General features: G+C 71.8%; 16 protein-coding genes and 1 pseudogene. 11 read left to right on the top strand and 6 right to left on the bottom strand.

Annotated elements, in window-relative coordinates; translation table 11 throughout:
- The first annotated feature begins 19 nt into the window (after positions 1-19).
- From ACH4S7_RS00875 to ACH4S7_RS00855, 5 genes are all read left to right on the top strand, one after another.
- Positions 20-3,073: a DEAD/DEAH box helicase gene (locus ACH4S7_RS00875; protein WP_398518895.1), complete on the top strand. Its 3,054-nt coding sequence runs from the start codon at positions 20-22 to the stop codon at positions 3,071-3,073.
- Positions 3,070-4,356, top strand: coding sequence for an SWIM zinc finger family protein (locus tag ACH4S7_RS00870; RefSeq protein ID WP_398518894.1), 1,287 nt, complete (start codon positions 3,070-3,072; stop codon positions 4,354-4,356). The genes ACH4S7_RS00875 and ACH4S7_RS00870 overlap by 4 nt, the downstream gene beginning before the upstream one ends.
- Before the next feature lie 48 nt (positions 4,357-4,404).
- Positions 4,405-4,836, top strand: a complete 432-nt coding sequence (locus tag ACH4S7_RS00865; protein ID WP_398518893.1) for a hypothetical protein — start codon at positions 4,405-4,407, stop codon at positions 4,834-4,836.
- Positions 4,837-4,993: 157 nt separating this feature from the next.
- Positions 4,994-6,190 carry a cytochrome P450 gene (locus ACH4S7_RS00860; protein WP_398518892.1) on the top strand — a complete coding sequence of 399 codons (1,197 nt, stop codon included), beginning with the start codon at positions 4,994-4,996 and terminating at the stop codon, positions 6,188-6,190.
- Positions 6,191-6,409: 219 nt separating this feature from the next.
- Positions 6,410-7,120, top strand: coding sequence for a chaplin (locus ACH4S7_RS00855; RefSeq protein WP_398518891.1), 711 nt, complete (start codon positions 6,410-6,412; stop codon positions 7,118-7,120).
- Positions 7,121-7,162: 42 nt separating this feature from the next.
- Here ACH4S7_RS00855 and ACH4S7_RS00850 read toward each other — a convergent pair whose 3' ends face one another.
- On the bottom strand, positions 7,163-7,621 hold the full coding sequence (locus tag ACH4S7_RS00850; protein ID WP_398518890.1) for a hypothetical protein: 459 nt from the start codon (positions 7,619-7,621) through the stop codon (positions 7,163-7,165).
- Positions 7,622-7,746: 125 nt separating this feature from the next.
- Between ACH4S7_RS00850 and ACH4S7_RS00845 the strand changes: the two genes are divergently transcribed.
- The 3 genes from ACH4S7_RS00845 to ACH4S7_RS00835 all read left to right on the top strand — a co-directional run bounded on the left by ACH4S7_RS00845 (position 7,747) and on the right by ACH4S7_RS00835 (position 10,294).
- On the top strand, positions 7,747-8,478 hold the full coding sequence (locus tag ACH4S7_RS00845) for a hypothetical protein (protein ID WP_398518889.1): 732 nt from the start codon (positions 7,747-7,749) through the stop codon (positions 8,476-8,478).
- A gap of 604 nt (positions 8,479-9,082) precedes the next feature.
- Positions 9,083-9,526, top strand: coding sequence for a cupin domain-containing protein (locus tag ACH4S7_RS00840; protein ID WP_398519980.1), 444 nt, complete (start codon positions 9,083-9,085; stop codon positions 9,524-9,526).
- A gap of 123 nt (positions 9,527-9,649) precedes the next feature.
- Entirely contained in the window at positions 9,650-10,294 is a 645-nt protein-coding gene (locus ACH4S7_RS00835) for a uridine kinase (protein ID WP_398518888.1), read from the top strand.
- A gap of 52 nt (positions 10,295-10,346) precedes the next feature.
- Here the strand turns inward: ACH4S7_RS00835 and ACH4S7_RS00830 are convergent, their stop codons facing one another.
- From ACH4S7_RS00830 to ACH4S7_RS00810, 5 genes are all read right to left on the bottom strand, one after another.
- On the bottom strand, positions 10,347-11,414 hold the full coding sequence (locus ACH4S7_RS00830; protein WP_398518887.1) for a carbohydrate kinase family protein: 1,068 nt from the start codon (positions 11,412-11,414) through the stop codon (positions 10,347-10,349).
- Positions 11,411-12,313 carry a pseudouridine-5'-phosphate glycosidase gene (locus ACH4S7_RS00825; protein WP_398518886.1) on the bottom strand — a complete coding sequence of 301 codons (903 nt, stop codon included), beginning with the start codon at positions 12,311-12,313 and terminating at the stop codon, positions 11,411-11,413. The genes ACH4S7_RS00830 and ACH4S7_RS00825 overlap by 4 nt, the downstream gene beginning before the upstream one ends.
- A 131-nt stretch (positions 12,314-12,444) precedes the next feature.
- Complete coding sequence (locus ACH4S7_RS00820; protein ID WP_398519979.1) at positions 12,445-13,695, bottom strand: MFS transporter; 1,251 nt, start codon at positions 13,693-13,695, stop codon at positions 12,445-12,447.
- Between the two features lie 198 nt (positions 13,696-13,893).
- Positions 13,894-14,421, bottom strand: a complete 528-nt coding sequence (locus ACH4S7_RS00815; protein WP_398518885.1) for a methylated-DNA--[protein]-cysteine S-methyltransferase — start codon at positions 14,419-14,421, stop codon at positions 13,894-13,896.
- 296 nt (positions 14,422-14,717) lie between these two features.
- Positions 14,718-15,605 carry a glycerophosphodiester phosphodiesterase gene (locus ACH4S7_RS00810; protein WP_398518884.1) on the bottom strand — a complete coding sequence of 296 codons (888 nt, stop codon included), beginning with the start codon at positions 15,603-15,605 and terminating at the stop codon, positions 14,718-14,720.
- A 274-nt stretch (positions 15,606-15,879) separates the two neighbouring features.
- Between ACH4S7_RS00810 and ACH4S7_RS00805 the strand changes: the two are divergent.
- The 3 genes and pseudogenes from ACH4S7_RS00805 to ACH4S7_RS00795 all read left to right on the top strand — a co-directional run.
- A pseudogene (locus tag ACH4S7_RS00805) lies at positions 15,880-16,728 on the top strand (MHYT domain-containing protein); the annotation flags it as partial.
- A 496-nt stretch (positions 16,729-17,224) separates the two neighbouring features.
- A complete protein-coding gene (gene uvrB / locus ACH4S7_RS00800; protein WP_398518883.1) occupies positions 17,225-19,360 on the top strand; it encodes an excinuclease ABC subunit UvrB in 2,136 nt (711 codons plus the stop codon).
- 171 nt (positions 19,361-19,531) lie between these two features.
- On the top strand, positions 19,532-20,110 hold the full coding sequence (locus ACH4S7_RS00795) for a TerD family protein (RefSeq protein WP_398518882.1): 579 nt from the start codon (positions 19,532-19,534) through the stop codon (positions 20,108-20,110).
- Positions 20,111-20,310 lie beyond the last annotated feature (200 nt).

The following is a 20,310-nucleotide window of genomic DNA, read 5'->3' as shown; positions in this document are numbered from 1 at the left end:
GGACGGGAGGTGACCCCGCATGACGTCAGAGACGCCGTGTCCGCCGCACGGCTGCGCCGTCGTCTTCCTGCCGGCCGCGCTGCCGCGCGAGGGGCGGATCGCCTTCTGGGACCCAGCCGGTGACCTGCTCCACGACACCACCGACACGATCACCGTGGTCCAGGAGACGCCTCCCGGCTCTCCGGCCGACCCCGGGGGTGCCGGCTTCCGCCGGAGTACCGTCCCCGCCGTCCTGCTGTCCATCACCGACGCGCTGCCCCTGCTCGTCCGCGCCCGACAGCGCCCGGGATCCCACCCGGCCGCCGTCTGTTGGGGCGCTGCCGCCATGCACGCGCTCCATCTGATCGCGCGCGGCAGACTGCTGCCTGGGCTGACCGCGACCGATCACGACGCCTGGCGCGCGGGCCCCCTGGACGCGAACGACATCGCGCAGCTCAGGGCCATCGCCGCCGCGATGCCGTACGAGGCGTACGCCACGCCCACGTCGGATCCGGTGTCGGCGCGGCAGCCCGTCCCCGAGCCCGAAGCGGGCGCACCGTCAGCACAACAGCCCGTCCCTGTGTCCGGGCCCGTGGCCGAAGCGGGCGCACCGTCCGCGCGGGAGTCGGGCCCCGCGTCCCGGCCGGCTCCGGCCCCCGCCCCCGATCCTGACTCTCTGCGGCTGCCCGAGCCGGAGGCGCTGGTTCGGGCGTTTTTCGACGCGGTCGCCGACACCGTTCCCCGCACCCCCGCCGCGGCGCAAGCGGCGGGGAAGCCCTTCGCCGCGGCGGCGGCCCAGCGGCTCCCCGGGGCGCGCGAGTGGGCGGCGGAAGCCGCAGCGGGCATGGACGCGGGCGTCCGGGTCTCCCTGCGGCTCGATCTGTCGGCCTTCCAGCTCTTCGACACCGGCGCGACGGACGGCGGTGAGGACGGCGAAGCGGGCGGGCAGGCCGCGGCCGCCGCCCTGGTCCAGATCCACAGCCTCGCCGATCCGACACTGGTCATCGACGCCGCCCGGCTGTGGGCGGGTGACGGGGACGAGCACTTCGGACCGCGTGCCCGGATCGACGCGGTGCTCGCGCTGCGCCGCGCCGCGCGGGTCTGGACGCCGCTCGCCGGGCTGCTGGACCGGGATGTGCCCGATGTGCTGACACTCACCGAGGACGAGCTCTACGAACTCCTGGGGCCTGGCGCGGAACGACTCGCCGCCGCGGGCGTAACCGTGCACTGGCCGAGAGAGCTGGTGCGTTCCCTCGCGGCCACCGCCGTCGTTCACCCGGCGCCCGGTTCGGCGACCGACGGCACCCCGTTCTTCGACAGCACGGAGTTGCTGAAGTTCAGCTGGCGGCTGGCGCTCGGCGACGATCCGCTGACCGAGTCGGAGATGGACGCGCTGGCCGAGTCGTACCGCCCGATCGTGCGGCTTCGCGACCAGTGGGTGGTGGTCGACCCCGATCTGGTGCGCAAGGCGCGCAAGCGCGAGTTGGGGCTGCTGGCGCCGGTCGACGCCCTGGCCATGGCACTGACCGGCACCGCGGAGGTCGACGGCGAGACGGTGGCGGCGGTGCCGACGGGTGCGCTGGCGACGCTGCGTGACCGCCTCACCGGGGGAGCGAGCCCGATCCCCGCCCCACCGGGACTCTCGGCCACCCTGCGCGACTATCAGCTACGCGGACTGGCCTGGCTCCATCTGATGACGTCGCTCGGTCTCGGCGGCTGCCTCGCCGACGACATGGGCCTCGGCAAGACGGTCACGGTGATCGCGCTCCACCTCCATCGCGACCGCCCGGACCCGACCCTGGTGATCTGCCCCGCCTCACTCCTCGGCAACTGGCAGCGCGAGATCTCCCGCTTCGCCCCCGGCGTGCCGGTCCGCCGCTTCCACGGCACCGACCGGACCCTGCCCGGGACCGGAGGCGGCTTCGTACTGACGACGTACGGGACGATGCGCTCCAGCGCCGAGCGGCTGGCCGCGCACCCCTGGGGGATGGTCGTCGCCGACGAGGCGCAGCACGTCAAGAATCCGTTCTCCGCGACGGCCAAGGCACTGCGCGCCATCCCCGCGCCCGCGCGGGTCGCGCTGACCGGCACCCCCGTAGAGAACAACCTCTCCGAGCTGTGGGCCCTGCTGGACTGGACGACCCCGGGACTGCTGGGGCCGCTGAAGGCGTTCCGGGCACGGCACGCCCGTGTCGTGGAGCTGGGCGAGGACGACGACGCGGTCGAGCGCCTGGCCCGGCTCGTCCGCCCCTTCCTGTTGCGCCGCAGGAAATCCGATCCGGGCATCGTGCCCGAGCTGCCGCCGAAGACGGAGTCCGACCACCCCGTGGCGCTCAGCCGCGAACAGACCACGCTGTACGAAGCGGTGGTGCGGGAGGCGATGGCGGCGATCGAGGACGCGGAGGGCATCGCGCGCCGGGGCCTGGTGATGAAGCTGCTGACCGACCTCAAACAGATCTGCAACCACCCGGCGCAGTTCTTGAAGGAGGGCGGCGGCCCCAAGGGCTCGGGCACCAGGGCCGGCAGCAGGGCTCCAGCCCGGGGAACCGCCCCACGGCTGGTGGGGCGTTCCGGCAAGCTCGACCTCCTCGACGAGCTGCTGGAGACCATCCTCGCCGAGGACGGCTCGGTCCTGGTCTTCACTCAGTACGTGGCCATGGCCCGGCTGCTCTCCGCGCACCTCACCGCCAGGGCGATCCCCTCCCAACTCCTCCACGGCGGCACCCCGGTGGTGGAGCGGGAGCGGATGGTGGACCGCTTCCAGTCGGGCGAGGTCCCCGTGTTCCTCCTCTCCCTCAAGGCGGCCGGCACCGGTCTCAATCTGACCCGGGCCGGCCATGTCATCCACTACGACCGCTGGTGGAACCCGGCGGTCGAGGAGCAGGCCACCGACCGGGCCTACCGCATCGGTCAGACCCAGCCCGTCCAGGTCCACCGGCTGATCGCGGAGGGCACGGTGGAGGACCGGATCGCCGAGATGCTCGCGGCCAAGCGGGCGCTCGCGGATGCCGTCCTCGGTACCGGCGAGACCGCCCTGACCGAGCTGACCGACCGCGAGCTGGCCGATCTCGTCTCGCTGCGGAGGCTGTCATGACCCCACCGCCCGACCGCCGCGCCCATCGTCGGCCGGGCCGTCGTGCCGGCCTCCCGACGGGCCCGCACGACGACCGGCGGCGTACCTTCCCCGCGCTGGAACCGCTGCCGGGTGAGGAGTTCGCGGCCAGTTGGTGGGGGAGCGCCTGGGTGGAGGCCCTGGAGGCCGTGGCCCTCGACCCCGCCCGGCTCGCCCGGGGCCGGGCCTATGCCCGGGGCGGTCACGTCGACGCGATCACGGTCACCCCCGGCCGCGTCATGGCCTACGTCCACGGCAGCAGAGCGCGCCCGTACCGTACGGAGATCCGCCTCCGGACGCTCGGCGACGACGACTGGGCCGACTTCCTGACCGCGGCGGCGGCGCGCCCCGACCATATGGCCGCCCTCCTCGACAAGGACATCCCGCACGCCCTTGCGTCCGGCGCCGACCTGCTGCCGACCGTGGGCGATCTGATCCCCGACTGCTCCTGCCCCGACGACGGCTACCCCTGCAAGCACGCCGCCGCGCTCTGCTATCAGACCGCGCGGCTGCTGGACGAGGACCCGTTCGTCGTCTTCCTCCTACGGGGCAGGGGAGAGCGGGACATCCTCGCCGACCTCTCCCGTCGTCATGCCACCCGCTCGGCCGCCGACCGCGCCGCCGTCGCGACATCCGCGCCGACGGTGTCGGCGCGGGATGCGCTCGCCCCGCGACGCCTCCCCGACCCGCCGCCGCCTTTCCCGGCGCCCGCCCACCCAGGCCGGCCGCCCGCCTACCCCCACTCGCCTGGCGCGCCCGATCCGCTGGGGCTGGACCTCCTCGCCACCGAGGCCGCCGCCCGCGCCCACGCCCTGCTCACCACCGGGGTCGACCCGATCGCCCGACTCACCGAATGGCAGGACTCCGTCAGGCTCGCCGCCGCCCACCCGGGGTCCGGGCTCACGGCCTCCACCCGTGCGCTCTACCGCGATCTGGCCGCGCCGACGGGGCGTACTCCCACCGATCTCGCCCGCGCGGTGGCCGCCTGGCGGCAGGGCGGCCGACGGGCGCTCGATGTGCTGGAGGATCCCTGGGACCCGCCGGCCGGGCCGTTCGACCGGGCCGGGCCGGCCCTGACGGCCGCTGATTTCCCGGACTTCCGGCCTTGGCGCAACCGCCTCTCGACCCGCACGCTCCAGCTCCGTTTCGGCCGTGACGGCCTCTGGTACGGGTACGAGTCGGACCCCGCCCGCGAGGACTGGTGGCCCCGCGGAACCCCGGACTCCGATCCGGTCGGCGCACTCACCGCCCTGCTGGGCCGATGACCGCTACCCTGTCCGCCCAGGAGCCGGGAAGCGGCCGAAGGAGGCTGTATGGAAGCCGAGTTGCTGGCGCTGGCGACCGCGGGTGCGACCGCGTTGATCCAGCAGATGGTGTTGGAGAGCTGGGGGGCGGGCAGAGACCGCGTGGTGCGGTTCTTCTCGCGCGGCGACACCGACCCCGAGACCGTCGTCGCCGATCTGGAGACCTCACGCGCCGAGCTGGTCGACGCCCGGCTCGCCCAGGACGAGGACATCGTCGCCGATGTCCTGACCGAGTGGCGGGTGCGGATGCGCCGGACCCTGCGGGCGGATCCGCGGGCGGCGGCGGAGCTGCGTGAGCTGCTCGACGAGCTGGCACCCCCCGAGGATCATCCCGCCGCGACGGTCACCGTGCACAACAACGTCAGCGGAGGCACCCATTACGGCCCGGTCATCCAGACCGGCACCATCGGACACCTCAACGCCGGCGGCCACAGCGGCTGACGGGGAAGACGACTTCCGCGCCACTCGTGTCCGGACCGGACACGAGTGGCGCCCGGTCCAACCCCTGGAGATCGCGCCCAACAACCCTCGTGGACAGTCGAATCGGCCGTGCCGGGTGGGCGGCCGGGACTCCGAAGCCACGGCCTAGGCTGGGACGATGACCGTCGCTGGTCCCGCCCAGGCGCTGCCGACCGACCCCTACGCCGTATTCGAGAGGCTCCGCGAGACCGCCCCCGTGCACCGGACCACGGGACCGGACGGACTGCCCGTCTGGATCGTCACCCGGTACGACGACGTCCGGCAAGCGCTCGCCGACCCACGGCTCTCCCTCGACAAGAGTCACGCGCTCCCCGGTGGCTACCGAGGGTTCCGGCTGCCGCCCGCCCTGGACGCGAATCTGCTCAATATGGACCCACCGGACCACACCCGTATCCGACGACTGGTGACCCGGGCGTTCACCGTGCGCCGGATCGAGCGGCTGCGCGAGCCGATCCGGCGGACCGCGGATGAACTGCTGGACGCCATGGCCGTACGGGACCGGGCCGATCTGGTCGCCTCGTACGCCGCCCCCCTGCCCATCACGGTCATCTGCGAACTGCTCGGAGTTCCCCCGGAGTCGCGGCACGACTTCCGCGCGTGGACGGACGCCTTCCTCATCCCCGACCCGGCACGGCCGGACCGCGCCAAGCAGGCCATGACGACGATGGTCGACTTCCTCGCCGAACTCCTCGACCGCAAGCGCACCGAACCGGGCGACGACCTCCTCTCCGCGCTGATCGCGGTACGCGAGGAATCGGTGGCGGGGCGGGACGACCGGCTCGGCGCCGACGAGCTGATGTCGCTGGCCTTCCTGATCCTCTTCGCCGGGTACGAGAACACGGTCCAGCTCATCGGCAACGCCCTGCTGGCGCTGTTCCGCCACCCCGACCAACTCGACGCGCTGCGGGCGGATCCGGGCAGGATCGCGGCGGCGGTGGAGGAGTTCTCCCGGTACGAGGGGCCGATGCTGCTCGCCGCCCGCCGCTTCCCGGTCGAGGACGTGCGGATCGGTGGGGTGACCGTGCCGGCCGGCGAGACCGTCATGCTCTCGCTGGCGTCCGCCAACCGGGATCCGGACCGGTTCCCCGAACCCGACCGGCTGGATCTGGACCGTGACACCACGGGGCACCTCGCACTAGGCCACGGCGTCCACTACTGCCTCGGCGCGCCCCTGGCCCGGCTGGAGACCGAGATCGCGCTGGCCGCGCTGCTGGTGCGCTTCCCCCGGCTCGCCCTCGCTGTACCGGAGGACGAACTGCGCTGGCAGCCGTCCCACCGCGCCCGCAGGCTGCTCAGCCTCCCCGTGCGCTACTGAATCACCCCCGGTGAACCGGTCCGGGCGAACCCGCGGAGGGAGCGCGCGGTGCCCCCGAGGGGTGGCCCGTGAGCGCAGCGGTACGGGAGGGGCGGGTTCGAGGTTCTCGCACTCGATCGGGTGAAAGGGCCGACCTCGTGGGCCGAATGGCCCGCCCGGTTCGTTGTCCCGGACGCGGGCACCGGGCCCGTGATTTTTTCCGGAAGACGGGAAGTGCCCATGAGGAAGCCGTACCGAAAGGGTCTGGCGACCGTGATGCTCACGGGTGGCGCGCTCGCGCTGGCGGGCCCGGCCCACGCCGACGCGCAGGCGGACGGAGCCGCCGTGGGTTCGCCCGGCGTCGCCGCGGGCAATGCCCTTCAACTCCCGGTGAGCGTCCCGGTCAATGTGTGCGGGAACACCATCAGCGTTGTCGGCCTGCTCAATCCGGCCTTCGGCAACTCCTGCGCGAACGACTCCCAGGGCGCCGGCCACCGTGACGAAAGACCCCGGGGCTCGTCGAAGACCACGACCCCGAGCGGTCAAGGGGCGGCGGCCGGCGCGGTAGCCAAGGGCTCTCCCGGCCTCCTCTCGGGCAATGGCGTGCAACTGCCCGTCGATCTCCCCGTCCAGGTGACCGGCAACACCGTGAGCGTCGTCGGTCTGCTGAACCCCGCCATGGGCAACACCTCGGTCAACGGCCCCGGCGAGCCCTCAGGGCCCAAGCCTCCGCAGCCGACGAAGCCCACGGTTCCGCCGACGGCCCCGCCGCCCAAGCCGGGCCCGCCTCCCCGGCCGGCCCCGGAGGCACCCGCCGACCGGTCCGCTCCGGACGAGGATCGGGAGGCCCTGGCAGCCACCGGCGCCGGACCGATCGGATACGCGGTGCCCGGAGCGGCGGCGCTGCTGCTCGGCGGCATCGCCCTGCACCGCCGTGGGAGACGCGCCTGACCGGTCCTGACGACTGGCCTGACCGGTCTGACGATGGGCGCTTCAGCGGACGCCCGGGGCCGCCGCGCCGATGAATTCGGACAGTGTCTCGCGCGCCTGTGCCGAACGCCGTGAGCGGTCGTCGTCGTCCGATGCCTCGTGCATACAGTTCGTCACCTCGAACGCGGCGGCGGCCAGCTCCAGCGCCTGGGCGTCGTCGCACACCAGTTGCACCCGGATCAGGGCTTGATGGGCGCCCGAGCGCAGTCGGTACGAGTCGATCCTGGCCTCTTCGGCGGCCACACTGCCCGGTGTCTCCCTGGCCCGGTGCCAGCGGTCGTTCTGACCGCGCCGGTAGTCGACCAGCGATCCCGCGAAGGCGCTGTACGCGGAGATCCGCTCCTGACGCAGTTGTTCGGCCCGGTTGAGGTCGGCCGCCCGCTCGGTGGCCCGGCGCTGGAAGAAGTGGGTGACGACCGAGCCGAGCAGCGTTCCGATGACCGCGATGACGGCTATCTCCATGGTGCTTGCTCCCCAAGGGGGTTGAAGGGGTCAGGACGATCAGAGATGCGGAGCCCCCCCGGCGGTGGAGGAGCTGCGCCGCATAATCGTTCGAACGCGGGATCCGGTCTTGGTAGCGTGATCTGGTGGCGAAACTCAATCAGATCATCGCAGTGGAGAAGGGCGTCAAGTCCAAGGCGCACCAGGACCTCACGGCGGCCCACCACGGACTCCAGAAGCCTGCGCTGCTCGCCGGTATCTCGCGTACGTACCAGCCCAAGGACGAGGAGGGGGAGCAGCTTCCCCCAGAGTCCACCCGGGTCCAGGTCCAGGCCGAGGAAGTGCTGACGGCGACGGCGAAGGCGCTGACGAGGCTCTTCGATGTGACCGCCACCAAGGACTGGGCCAACTGCGCCGCGCGTGCCGATGTGTCGGTGGACGGGCGGGTGCTGGTGAGTGACGTGCCGGTGTCGTATCTCCTCTTCCTGGAGAAGCAGTTGACGGACATCAACACCTTCGTCCGGAAGCTTCCGGTGCTGGACGCCTCCGAGGCATGGGTCCGGGATCCCTCCACCGACGCGTGGAAGACCGAGTCCGTCCGTACGCTGCGGACGAAGAAGGTCCCGCGCAACCATGTGAAGGCTGAGGCGACCGAGAAGCACCCGGCTCAGGTCGAGGTGTACTACGAGGACATACCGGTCGGCTACTGGACGACCGTCAAGTTCTCCGGCGCTCTCCCCGCGCGGCGGGTGAACGAACTCCTGGAGCGGGTGGAGAAGCTTCAGCAGGCCGTGAAGTTCGCCCGCGAGGAGGCCAATGGCGCCGAGGTCACCGACCAGAGGGTGGGTGACGCGGTGTTCGGCTACCTCTTCGGGTAGCCTCGAAATCTCCCCGTCCGCCGATGGTTGGACGGGGTGCGCGAGGAGCGCAAGCTGAACCTGAGGCTTGTCGTGATCGCGCGGTTCCAGTGGAGGTTCGAGTCCTCCCCGCGGCATTCCTCACGGGCCGCGGTAGCCCAACTGGCAGAGGCAGACCGCGCTCAGACTCAGACTATTGCTCCAGATTCAGTATTCGCCGCCGATCGCCGGATCGACCGGGCCCGAGCCCCGGGACGTCGAAATGCCGGTTCAAGTCCGGCCCGCACAGCTCGATGTGCGGTGGTCCAAAGGCAGGACGCGACGACATGACGACTGACTCGGGTCCTCAAGCGTGCCGGCGTGCCGCATGGGTGGCATTTCAGGGCTCGGGGGCCGGCTACGCCCCCGGGCCCGCTCCTCTCTCCGGTGCCCTTTCCCGGCTCGGCTTCTTCTGCGGATTCCTTTCGGGGTCGGGGCCGTCTCGATAGCGTGGGGCCTTTTCCGCAGTGATGAGCCGACGGCTGTGCGGAGTTGAACGCCGTTGGCACACACGGGAGTTGGAGATTCCATGGGATTTGATGGCATGTTGGGCAACAAGGGACGTCAGGGACGGGTGCGGGGAGCGATGGCTGTGTCCGGTTCTCTGTTGGCACTCGCGATCGTGCCGTCCGCCGCGAACGCCACATCGGGCAACGAAGTCACCGGAACGGTCCTCGCGCAGGGCGTCTCGAAGGGAAAGCTGAAACTGAAGGCCAAGGGGCGTACCGATGTGATCGTCCGTACGATCACCATCGAGCCGGGCGGCTCCACCGGATGGCACTACCACGACGGGCAGTTGCTCGCCGTGGTCCAGTCCGGGACGCTGACCCGGACCCTGGAGGACTGCTCGGTCGAGGTCACCCCCGCGGGATCCGCCTTCGTAGAACCCTCGGGTGCCCAACACCGTCACATAGGGCGGAACCGCGGTACCGAGCCGGTGGTGCTGTATCTGACCTATCTGCTGCCGCACGGCAGTCCGCTGTCGGTGGCCGCTGAAGCGCCGCCGTGCGCCGGGGAGCGGGACGAGTAGAGCGTCCCCCACCAGGGCCGTCCCTCCCGCTCGTCCGTCGACCGGCTCGCTTCCGAGCCGGCCCCCCTCGCGTCCCGCCCCTCCGTGCCCGTCTCCGTGCCGTGTCTGCACGATGATGGACCGGTGAGAGTCGAACCGATCACCTGGGAGCGGCTGACCGAGGCCGTCGTGGACACGGTCGTGGCGACCCGGGCCGAGGACGGCAGTCCCTGGCTGCGCGTCGGAGTGGACGGGGCTCCGGCCGCGCGGGGCGGGGAGTTCGCGGAGCGGGTCGGGGAGGCGCTACGGCTGCGTGGTCGCCGCGGCCTCACGATCGATACCGGGGGATTCCTGCGCCCCGCCTCCCTGCGGTACGAGTTCGGGCGCCAGGATCCGGACGCGTACTACAGCGGCTGGTTCGACACCGGCGCGCTCTGGCGGGAGGTCTTCGCCCCGCTGGAGGCGGGCGGCAGTGGGCTGGTGCTGCCCGATCTGTGGGATCCGGTGGCGGACCGGGCGACCCGCAGTGCCCGGGTCGGACTGCCGCCCGGTGGGGTGTTGCTGCTGCACGGACCGTTTCTCCTCGGGCACTGGTTTCCGTTCGACCTGACGGTGCACCTGCGGCTGTCGCCCGGGGCGCTACGGCGCCGCAGCGCCCCGGGCGAGCACTGGACGCTGCCGGCGTTCCAGCGGTACGAGGAGGAGGTGCGGCCCGAGGAGGTGGCCGATGTGCTGGTGCGTGCCGACGATCCGCGTCATCCCGCGTGGGGCGGGATCGGCACTGGTTGAGCTGTCGCCCAGGGGCCTGCCCGGATGCCGGAGCGGTGGGCGGGGAGACCGTTCAGACGGCGGGTCGGCGAGGGGGCGCGGGGCGTCCCCCGATCAGTGTGACTGCCGCCGCGCCCGCCCGACAGCCCTCCGCCGCCGCGGTCACCGGGTCCGCGCCCGCGAGCCGGGCGGCCAGGAACGCGCCGGTGAAGGCATCGCCCGCGCCCGTCGAGTCCACGGCCCTGGCGCCCGGTGCCGGCACGCGGGCCGTCACCGAACCGGACTCCGCCACCAGCGCGCCCCCGGCCCCCAGGGTGACCACGGTCAGCGGAGCGCGCCGGCTCAACGCCGCCGCCGCCTCGGACGGGTCAGTCCGGCCGGTGAGGAGGCATGCCTCGTCGGCGTTGGGGATGAGGACGTCCACCCCGTCGAGCGCCTTGAGCAGCCGGTCCACACCCCGGGTGCGGATGAACCCGGCGGACGCCGGATCCAGACTCACCGGGATTCCCCGTGACCGCGCCGACGCCAGAGCGAGCCGGGCCAGTCGGCGGCCACCGCCGGAGAAGAGCAGATAGCCGGAGAGGTGGAGATGCCCGACCCCCGTCAGCAGTTCGGGGGACCAGTCGGTGGGGGAGATGTGCGACAGCGCGCCGGTGTCGCTGAGAAAGGTCCGCTCGCCGGTGGTGTCGACCAGGACGACGACCGTGGCGCTGTGGGCGGTGTCGTCGGGTACGAGCAGCGGTGTCACGCCCGCGTCTCGGAGCCGCCTCTCGTGCCAGCCGGAGTCGTCGCGGCCGACCCGGCCCAGCAGCCGTACGTCCTGGCAGCCCCACCACGCGGCCCAGCAGGCGGCATTGGCCCCCGCGCCACCGGGGAGGACGCGGATTCCGGCGGCCGTGTCCGTGCCGTGGGCGAGGGGTGCGGAGTGGCGGGCCACGACATCGGTCACGACCTCACCGATGACGAGGAGGGCGGCGGGCGAACCGTCCCGTCCACGGGCTCCTGCACGGTCGGGATCCGCCACGGTCCGGCCGCTCGCCCGCTCCGAGCGGACGGCGGCGTCCTCGATCGTACGGGCGGAACCGGGCGCGGCGGCGGTCCCGATCGGTGGCGGACGGGGGGTGCCGCCGTCGGGGCTCATAGCGCCGCCGCGATCCGGGCCGCCAGCCGGACATTGCCCCGCACCGCCGCCACATTGGCCTCAAGCGAGGCCCCTGCCGTTCGCCGGGTGAGGAAGTCCAGCAGGAAGGGTGTCACAGCCTGGCCCTCGACGCCGTGTTCCGCGCACGCGGCCAGGGCCTCGCCGAGCAGCCGGTCGTGGAGGGCCGGATCGAGCTGCTCGGCCTCCGAGACCGGGTTGGCGACGATGAGCGCCGAGTCCGGAGCGCCGAGTTCGTCGCGGGCCCGGACCACCTCCGCCACCGCATCCGGGGAGTGGACCGTCCACTCCACCGGCTCGCCGGACGAGGTCAGATAGAAGCCGGGGAAACGATCCGTCCCGTATCCGAGCACGCCCACGCCCAGCGTCTCCAGCCGTTGCAGGGTGGCCGGCACGTCCAGGATCGATTTGACCCCCGCGCACACCACCGTGATCCGGGTCTCCGCCAGCACCCGCAGATCCGCCGACTCGTCCTGGGTCAGGGTCCATGCCCGGTGCACACCGCCGAGTCCGCCGGTGGCGAAGACCCGGATACCGGCCCGCGCGGCCAGGAAGGCCGTGGCCGACACCGTCGTCGCTCCGCTCACCCCCGCGGCCAGCGCCGGAGCGAGATCCCGGCGGCCGAGTTTCCGTACGCCGTCGTCCTCGGCGATCCGCGCCAACCCGTCCCTGCCCAGGCCGATATGGACCCGGCCGTCCAGGACGGCGATCGTGGCGGGCACGGCGCCCCCGGACCGTACGAGCCCCTCCAGCTCCACCGCGACGGAGAGGTTGCGTGGCCGGGGCAGGCCGTGCGCGATGATCGTCGACTCCAGTGCCACGACGGGCCGGCGAGCGGCGAGCGCTTCGGTTACTTCCGGGGCGACTTCGGTGAGCGGCATGTCCCATCCCTGGCACGGGGGAGACCCGCCCAAACACCGGCATCCGGCCGAGGGGCCGGGTCGCCCGGATGGTGCCACGAGGCGGCCGGGGTCGGGGAGGGACTGCCCGGCCGGTTCCGGCCACCGGAACGTCAGGCGATCGCCCTGCGGATCGCCAGGGCCGCCATCGGGAGCAGCAGACAGGCACCGACCAGATTGAGCCAGCCGTACCCCGCCTGGGCGACGATCACCCCGGCGAGCACACCGCCGATGCCCGCCGAGGCGTTCATCGCGAGGTCGGACAGGCCCTGAACGGCCGCCTGAGCGGGCTGTGGCACCGAGTCGGTGAGCAGCGCGGAACCCGACACCACCCCCGCCGACCAGCCGAGCCCGAGCAGGAACAGCCCGATGGCGTTCTGCGTGTGGCTCGCCCCCGCCGTACCGGCCAGCAGCGCCGCCACGGCGAGCAGCCCGACCGCGAGCCCGATCACCGCGAGCCTGCCGACCCGGTCGGCCAGCCGGCCCATCACCGGCGAGAACGCGTACATGCCCGCGATATGGCCGCTGATCACCAGTCCGATCAGTTGGATGTCGGCGCCGTGGTGGCTGAGCGCCACCGGCGTCATCGACATGATCGCCACCATCGAGGTGTGCGACAGCGCGAGGGTGACCAGCGCGAGGCGCGCCATCGGCGACTCCCGCACCGCCTGGACTCCGGCCCGCAGGGAACGCCCCTTGGGGGAGCGGTCGCCCGTGGCCAACGCACGGGCGGTGAGCAGCGGGTCGGGCCGCAGCAGGGTCTGGACCAGGACGGCCGCGACCAGGAACACCCCGGCCGCCCAGACGAACGGCCCGGCCTCGACCGGGATGCCGAGCCCGGAGACGCTGCGGCCGGCCGGCGCCGCGATGTTGGGGCCGAGTACCGCGCCAATCGTGGTCGCCCAGACCACACGCGAGATCGCCCGCCCGCGCTGCTCCGGCACGGCCAGGTCCGCTGCCGCGAACCTGGCCTGCAGGTTCGCCGACGAACCGGCTCCGAACCCGGCCATACCGGCGAGCAGCAGCGGAAAGCTCTCCACGACGGCACCCAGGACGACCACGGCCGCGCCCAGCGCGCCGATCACATAGGCGAGGACGAGTCCCGGCCGCCGTCCGCGCGAGGTCATCAGCGCGGCCAGCGGTACGGAGAGCAGCGCCGTCCCCAGCACGGTCGCCGTCGGCGCCAGTCCGGACAGCGACTCGGTCCCGCTCACCCGCTCCGCCAGCACGGCGGCGAGCGCGATCCCCGTCGCGACACCGAGCCCACCGAGGATCTGACTGGCGACGAGAACGGCGGTGACCCGCCGCCGCAGCGCGGGCAGCTCATCGGCGGAGACCGGGGTGGCTGTCGGAGCGCGCTCCACGGCCGGACCGGGCGCCGAGCCGTCGGGCGCGACCCCCCGCCCCGCGGTGGTGGGTTCGGCGACGTCGGACACGCCGGGCAGGTCGGGGCTGGTACTCACTCGCGCAGTGTGCCAGCTCGCACGACTGTGCGAAACCGTCGTCAGTGTGCTGACGGAGCGTCTTCCCTGGTCGTCCGGGTGGAGCGGCGCCCGAGCGGGTCAGAACAGCGGCTCCGGCAGCACTCCTTCCAGCGCGAGCAACTGCCGCTTGGTCTCCAGGCCGCCGCCGAAGCCGCCCAGCCCGCCGTCGGTCTCCACCACGCGATGGCACGCCACCACCACGGGCAGGGGATTGGCACCCATCGCCGCCCCCACCGCCTGCGCCGCGCCCGGCTGGCCGACGCGGGCCGCCAACTCGCCGTACCCCACGACGGAGCCGAAGGGGACACCCGCCGCCAGTTCCCGCAGCACCTCCCGGTTGAACCCGCCCGACAACGACCAGTCGAGCGGCAGCGTGAAGTCCCGCAGCCGCCCGGCGAAATACTCTTCGAGCTGGCGTATCGGCTCGGCGAGCAGGGTGGTGCCCGCGACGGGCTCCGCGCCGAGCCGGCCGGCGAGCCGGCCCAGCTCCTTGTCCCGGGTCTTCTCGTCGGCGTGGAAGACCACGCTGACCAGGCCCCGGTCGGTCGCGGCGAGCAGCAGGGGACCGATGTCCGTGGCCATGACGGTCCACTCGAAGCGCTTCATACGACCACGGTACGGCGGGGCACTGACAATGCTCCGCCGCACCGTTGACGCACCGTCCGGGCCGGGACGGGCACGGGCGGCCTCCGGCGCGTCTCAGACAGTTTCGGCGCTACGACCGCGACATGGGCTGCGGCGCCGGCCAGGCCCCCCCGTGCCCGCCAGGCCCCCCCGTGCCCGCCAGGCCCCCCGTGCCCGCCAGGCGCCCGCGGCCGCCCCCCTGCCCGCCACGCCCCGGAGCCCGCGCCGCCCTGATGCCCGCCCACCCTGGCGGCTCGCGCCACGCCCCGGAGTCCGGTTCAGCCCACCGCGTCGCGCACGACGTCCGGGCGGTCGGTGATGATCCCGTCCACCCCGAACCCGGCCACCCGCGCCGCGCCCACCGCGTCGTTCACGGTCCAGGTGTGCACCTGGAGCCGCTTGCCGTGCGCCCCCTTGAGTCGGTGCGCCGCGGCCACGTAGTCGGCCGTGAGCGTGGTGTGCGACGGATTGATCTGATCGGTGAAGGCCGCGTACGACGGCAGGTCGGCCACCGGCGGGGCGCCGAGGAACCCGGTGACGACATCCGGGCGCTGGCGGTGCACGGCCCGCACACTGTCCGCGCCGAAGCTCTGGACGACCAGTTTCCGCCGTACGTGCGAGCGGTCCAACCACCCCTCCTGACGCAGCACCCGGAGGACGTCCCGCTCGATGCCCGGGTACAGTTCGGGGCGTTTGATCTCCAGCAGCAGCTTCTGGTGGTTGCGGTCGACCCGGTTCAGGTACTGCTTGAGCGTCGGTACCCGGGCGCCCGTCCACGCGGCCCCGAACCAGCCGCCCGCGTCCAGGGTGGCGATCTCGGCGGCCGTGAAGTCCCGGACCCGCCAGGGCGCGCGCCCCGGGAACCGCTGCTCGACATCGGTGGTGCGGGTGAGGCTGTCGTCGTGCAGGACGACGAGTTCGCCGTCCTCGGTGCGCTGGACGTCGTTCTCGACCCAGTCGAAGCCCATCCGGTCGGCGAGGTCGACAGCGGCCAGAGTGTTCTCGGGCGCGTAGGCGGAGGCGCCGCGGTGCGCGATCACCAGGGGCTCTCCGTGCCGCTCGGACGGGGCGGTCGGCCCGGCGGCCCGGGCTGCGGGCCCGGACACCAGGGTCGCGCCGATTCCCAGCAGGGCGGCGGCGGTTGCTGTGACGGGACGTGCGTACACCTTGACTCCTCGGGGCGTCGGTCGATGACGCCGCGAGAGTGACATCCCCGGGCCAACGGCGAACAGGTGGCGTATGGCCGGAAGGTGAAGGCCCTCGGCACGCGCAACAGCGGACAGATCACATGATGGTTTCTGTGGAGACAAATCTCCGCCCAAATGTTTGCTTAAGGTCTTTTAGGACATACTCTCGCCCCCTGAATAGGCGTTTCATCAGCGAATCGCGGGGCCACCACCAGGGGATCGCTGAGATCACACGGAGCGAAGGACGCACGTCATGCAGGGAACTCTCGACGGCTTCAGCTATGGAGCCGTCACACCGGTGGTCGCGTTCGTCATGGCCTGTCTGGGCGGAGCTCTCGGGCTCCGCTGCACCACGAGGTCGGTCCGGAACACGGCATCGTTCAAGCCGGGATGGCTGGCACTCGGTGCGGCCGCGATCGGTGTCGGCATCTGGTCGATGCACTTCGTCGCCATGATGGGCTTCACCGTCGCCGAGGCCCCCATCACCTACGACCGGCCGATCACCTACGCCAGCCTCGCCGTCGCCATCGTCATGGTGGGCATCGGCGTCTTCATCGTCGGATACCGCGGCGCGACCCTGATGGCGCTCGGTACAGGCGGCACCATCATGGGCCTCGGGGTGGCGTCCATGCACTACCTCGGCATGGCTGGAATGCGCTTCCAGGGGCGGGTCGACTACAGCACGCCCATCGTCGTCCTGTCGGTCGTGATCGCGGTCGTCGCCGCGACCGCCGCGCTGTGGGCGGCCGTCTCGATCCACGGCTTCCTGGCCAGTCTCGGCGCGAGTCTGGTGATGGGCGTCGCCGTGACTGGTATGCACTACACCGGGATGGCGTCGGTCAGCGTCCATCTGCACGGCGCCCCCGGCACCGCCGGGCTCGGCGAGGCGCCCACCGCCCTGCTCGCGCCCATGCTGCTCGGCCCGGTGGTCTTCCTGCTGCTCGCCGCGGTCGTGGTGATGTTCGATCCGCTCCTGGTGATGGGTGACGCGGACTGGCAGAAGCCGACCCGGAGGACGCCGCTCCAGCCGGGGATCCCGGCCCGGTCCACCCCGTCGGAGTTCCCGGCCCGGACCGCGCGGTCCGGGTTCCCGTCCCGGCCGGCGCAGCCCACGGCTGATTCGTTCGAGTCCGGGTTCCCGTCCCGGCCGGTGCAGGCCACCGCCGATTCGCTCCAGCCCGGGTTCCCGCCGCCGTCGCCCCAGCCCACGGCTGGTTTCCCGCCTCGGCCGGTCCAGCCCGACTTCCCGAACCCGGCCGCGGAGCCCTTCCCGGCCGCCCGGTCCGGATTCCCGGACCCGACCCCCCAGCCCGGATTCCCGGACCCGACCGCCCGGCCCGCGCCCCCCGCGCAGCCCTTCCAGTCCGGGATCCCGACCCAGCCCAGCGGCCCCCCGCCGGTCGGGCCGCAGTCCGCGGGCCCGTCGCCGGACGGCCCGACGCATCGGGAGTCGCCCCGCGCCGACGGCTGGTGAAGTCCCCGTCACACCGCTCTGACCAGCTAAGACGTGCTCTCCGGGCCGATCCTTCCGACCGGGAAGGATCGGCCCGGAGAGCGTTCGGCCCCCGGTTGTCAGTGGTGGGTCGTACGGTGGTTCCATGCGGCCCGTTTCCTCAATCGAACGTACGGTGGCGCCCTTCGAGGTCGTCAGTCCCTTCCAGCCCAGCGGAGACCAGCCCGCGGCCATCGCGGACCTGGAGCGCCGGATCCGGGCGGGCGAGAAGGATGTCGTCCTGCTCGGCGCGACCGGCACCGGAAAGTCGGCCACCACCGCCTGGATGATCGAGAAGCTTCAGCGCCCCACCCTGGTGATGGCGCCGAACAAAACCCTGGCCGCCCAGTTGGCGAACGAATTCCGTGAGCTGCTGCCGAACAACGCCGTCGAGTACTTCGTCTCGTACTACGACTACTACCAGCCCGAGGCGTACGTTCCGCAGTCGGACACCTACATCGAGAAGGACTCCTCGATCAATGAGGAGGTCGAGCGGCTGCGCCACTCCGCGACGAACTCCCTCCTCACCCGGCGCGATGTGATCGTGGTCGCCTCGGTCTCGTGCATCTACGGCCTCGGTACCCCGCAGGAGTACGTGGACCGGATGGTGCCGCTCAAGGTCGGCGAGGAGATCGACCGCGACCAGTTGCTGCGCCGGTTCGTCGACATCCAGTACACACGCAATGACATGGCGTTCTCCCGGGGCACCTTCCGGGTCCGCGGCGACACCATCGAGATCTTCCCGGTCTACGAGGAGCTCGCCGTCCGCATCGAGATGTTCGGTGACGAGATCGAGGCCCTGTCCACCCTCCACCCGCTCACCGGGGAGATCATCAGCGAGGACCAGTCGCTCTACGTCTTCCCCGCGAGCCATTACGTGGCCGGTCCCGAGCGCCTGGAGAAGGCGGTCAACGGCATCGAGAAGGAGTTGGAGGGGCGTCTCACCGAGCTGGACAAGCAGGGCAAGCTCCTGGAGTCCCAGCGGCTGCGCATGCGCACCACGTACGACATCGAGATGATGCGCCAGATCGGCTCCTGCTCCGGCATCGAGAACTACTCGATGCACTTCGACGACCGTGACCCGGGATCTCCCCCGAACACCCTCCTCGACTACTTCCCCGAGGACTTCCTGCTGGTCATCGACGAGTCCCATGTCACCGTCCCGCAGATCGGCGCGATGTACGAGGGCGACGCGTCCCGTAAGCGGACCCTGGTCGACCACGGGTTCCGGCTGCCGTCGGCGCTCGACAACCGGCCGCTGAAGTGGGAGGAGTTCACCAAGCGGATCGGGCAGACGGTCTACCTGTCGGCCACCCCCGGGACCTATGAGCTGTCCCGCGGCGACGGCTTCGTGGAGCAGATCATCCGCCCCACCGGCCTGATCGACCCGGAGGTCGTCGTCAAGCCCACCGAGGGGCAGATCGACGACCTGGTGCACGAGATCCGGCTGCGCACCGAGAAGGACGAGCGCGTCCTGGTGACCACGCTCACCAAGAAGATGGCCGAGGACCTCACCGATTACTTCCTGGAGCTGGGCATCCAGGTGCGCTATCTCCACAGCGACGTCGACACCCTGCGCCGGGTCGAGCTGCTGCGTGAGCTGCGCGCCGGTGAGTACGACGTCCTGGTCGGCATCAACCTCCTGCGCGAGGGGCTCGACCTGCCCGAGGTCTCCCTGGTGGCGATCCTCGACGCGGACAAGGAAGGCTTTCTGCGCTCCGGCACCTCGCTGATCCAGACCATCGGACGTGCGGCGCGCAACGTCTCCGGCCAGGTCCATATGTACGCGGACCGGATCACCCCGTCGATGGAGAAGGCCATCGAGGAGACCAACCGTCGCCGGGAGAAGCAGGTCGCGTACAACACGGAACGGGGCATCGACCCGCAGCCCCTCCGTAAGAAGATCAACGACATCGTCGCCACCATCGCGCGCGAGGAGGTCGACACCGAGGAGCTGCTCGGCACCGAATACCGCAGGCCGAAGGCCGAGAAGGCCGGCAAGGGTGCCAAGGCGCCGGTGCCCGCACTCGGCGGCAAGGCGGCCAAGGGCAAGGGCGGTGCGAAGGGCGAGGTGCTGAGCGACCGGCCCGCCGCCGAACTGGCCGGAATCATCGAGGAGATGACCGAGCGGATGCGGGCCGCCGCGGCGGATCTGCAGTTCGAGGTGGCGGCCCGGTTGCGGGACGAGGTCAGCGAGCTGAAGAAGGAGCTGCGCCAGATGAAGGAGGCCGGGATCGCCTGACGGGACCCGCTGGACGGGGGCGGGTTCCGGCCGGGTGGCCCGCGATCGTGGTGTGTTGCAAGAGCGACACAAAATCCGGCCAATTGTGCCGCACCGTTGACGCTACTGCGTAGGGTGCTGGGCAGCCGTTCCCACCTGGGCACGGCACTTAAAGGGAGAAGGGGACAGCGCGTGACGGTCAATATGACCAAGGGCCAGGCCATCAGCCTGCAGAAGAGCGACGGGGCAAGCCTCACCGCCGTGCGGATGGGGCTCGGCTGGCAGGCGGCGGCTCGTCGCGGTCTGTTCGGCTCGCGCACCAAGGAGATCGACCTGGACGCGTCGGCGGTGCTGTTCGCCGACAAGCAGCCGGTGGACGTGGTCTTCTTCCGCCACCTCGTCAGCGACGACGGCTCGGTGAAGCACACCGGCGACAACCTGGTCGGCGGCGCTGGTTCGGGCGGCGACGACGAGGCGATCCTCGTCGACCTCGCCCGGGTGCCGGTCCACATCGACCAGATCGTCTTCACGGTGAACTCCTTCACCGGCCAGACGTTCCAAGAGGTGCAGAACGCCTTCTGTCGCATCGTCGACGAGACCAACGGCCAGGAGATGGCCCGCTACACGCTCGACGGCGGTGGCCGCTACACCGCCCAGATCATGGCGAAGGTGCACCGCGTCGGAGCCGGCTGGCAGATGACCGCCCTCGGCAACCCCGCCAACGGCCGTACCTTCCAGGACCTGATGCCGTCGATCCTGCCGCACCTGTAAGGAACCACCGCACGGCGCGTACGGGCTTCGTACGCGCCCGCACGCATCCCGTACGGGCAGGGCCCAGACTCCCGTACGACAGACCGCGGCAGCTCCCGGAGCCGACAGGCCACCGGGAGCTGCACCGTATGCCGGCGCCGAGTGCGGCACCGGACAGCGCGCGGCGCGACGACCGAGCGCGCCACCGCACAGCATCGAGG

It is taken from the genome of Streptomyces sp. NPDC020965 (genome assembly GCF_044333555.1).
Classification (GTDB): domain Bacteria; phylum Actinomycetota; class Actinomycetes; order Streptomycetales; family Streptomycetaceae; genus Streptomyces.
Note: the sequence above shows the minus strand (reverse complement) of the source record. Positions and strands in the feature narration are given on the sequence as shown.

Bases quoted from the DNA above. Each gene is read 5' to 3' on its own strand.
- ACH4S7_RS00875 (WP_398518895.1), top strand. From the start codon at position 20: ATGACGTCAGAGACGCCGTGTCCGCCGCACGGCTGCGCCGTCGTCTTC.
- ACH4S7_RS00870 (WP_398518894.1), top strand. From the start codon at position 3,070: ATGACCCCACCGCCCGACCGCCGCGCCCATCGTCGGCCGGGCCGTCGT.
- ACH4S7_RS00865 (WP_398518893.1), top strand. From the start codon at position 4,405: ATGGAAGCCGAGTTGCTGGCGCTGGCGACCGCGGGTGCGACCGCGTTG.
- ACH4S7_RS00860 (WP_398518892.1), top strand. From the start codon at position 4,994: ATGACCGTCGCTGGTCCCGCCCAGGCGCTGCCGACCGACCCCTACGCC.
- ACH4S7_RS00855 (WP_398518891.1), top strand. From the start codon at position 6,410: ATGAGGAAGCCGTACCGAAAGGGTCTGGCGACCGTGATGCTCACGGGT.
- ACH4S7_RS00850 (WP_398518890.1), bottom strand. From the start codon at position 7,621: ATGGAGATAGCCGTCATCGCGGTCATCGGAACGCTGCTCGGCTCGGTC.
- ACH4S7_RS00840 (WP_398519980.1), top strand. From the start codon at position 9,083: ATGGCTGTGTCCGGTTCTCTGTTGGCACTCGCGATCGTGCCGTCCGCC.
- ACH4S7_RS00830 (WP_398518887.1), bottom strand. From the start codon at position 11,414: ATGAGCCCCGACGGCGGCACCCCCCGTCCGCCACCGATCGGGACCGCC.
- ACH4S7_RS00825 (WP_398518886.1), bottom strand. From the start codon at position 12,313: ATGCCGCTCACCGAAGTCGCCCCGGAAGTAACCGAAGCGCTCGCCGCT.
- ACH4S7_RS00815 (WP_398518885.1), bottom strand. From the start codon at position 14,421: ATGAAGCGCTTCGAGTGGACCGTCATGGCCACGGACATCGGTCCCCTG.
- uvrB (WP_398518883.1), top strand. From the start codon at position 17,225: ATGCGGCCCGTTTCCTCAATCGAACGTACGGTGGCGCCCTTCGAGGTC.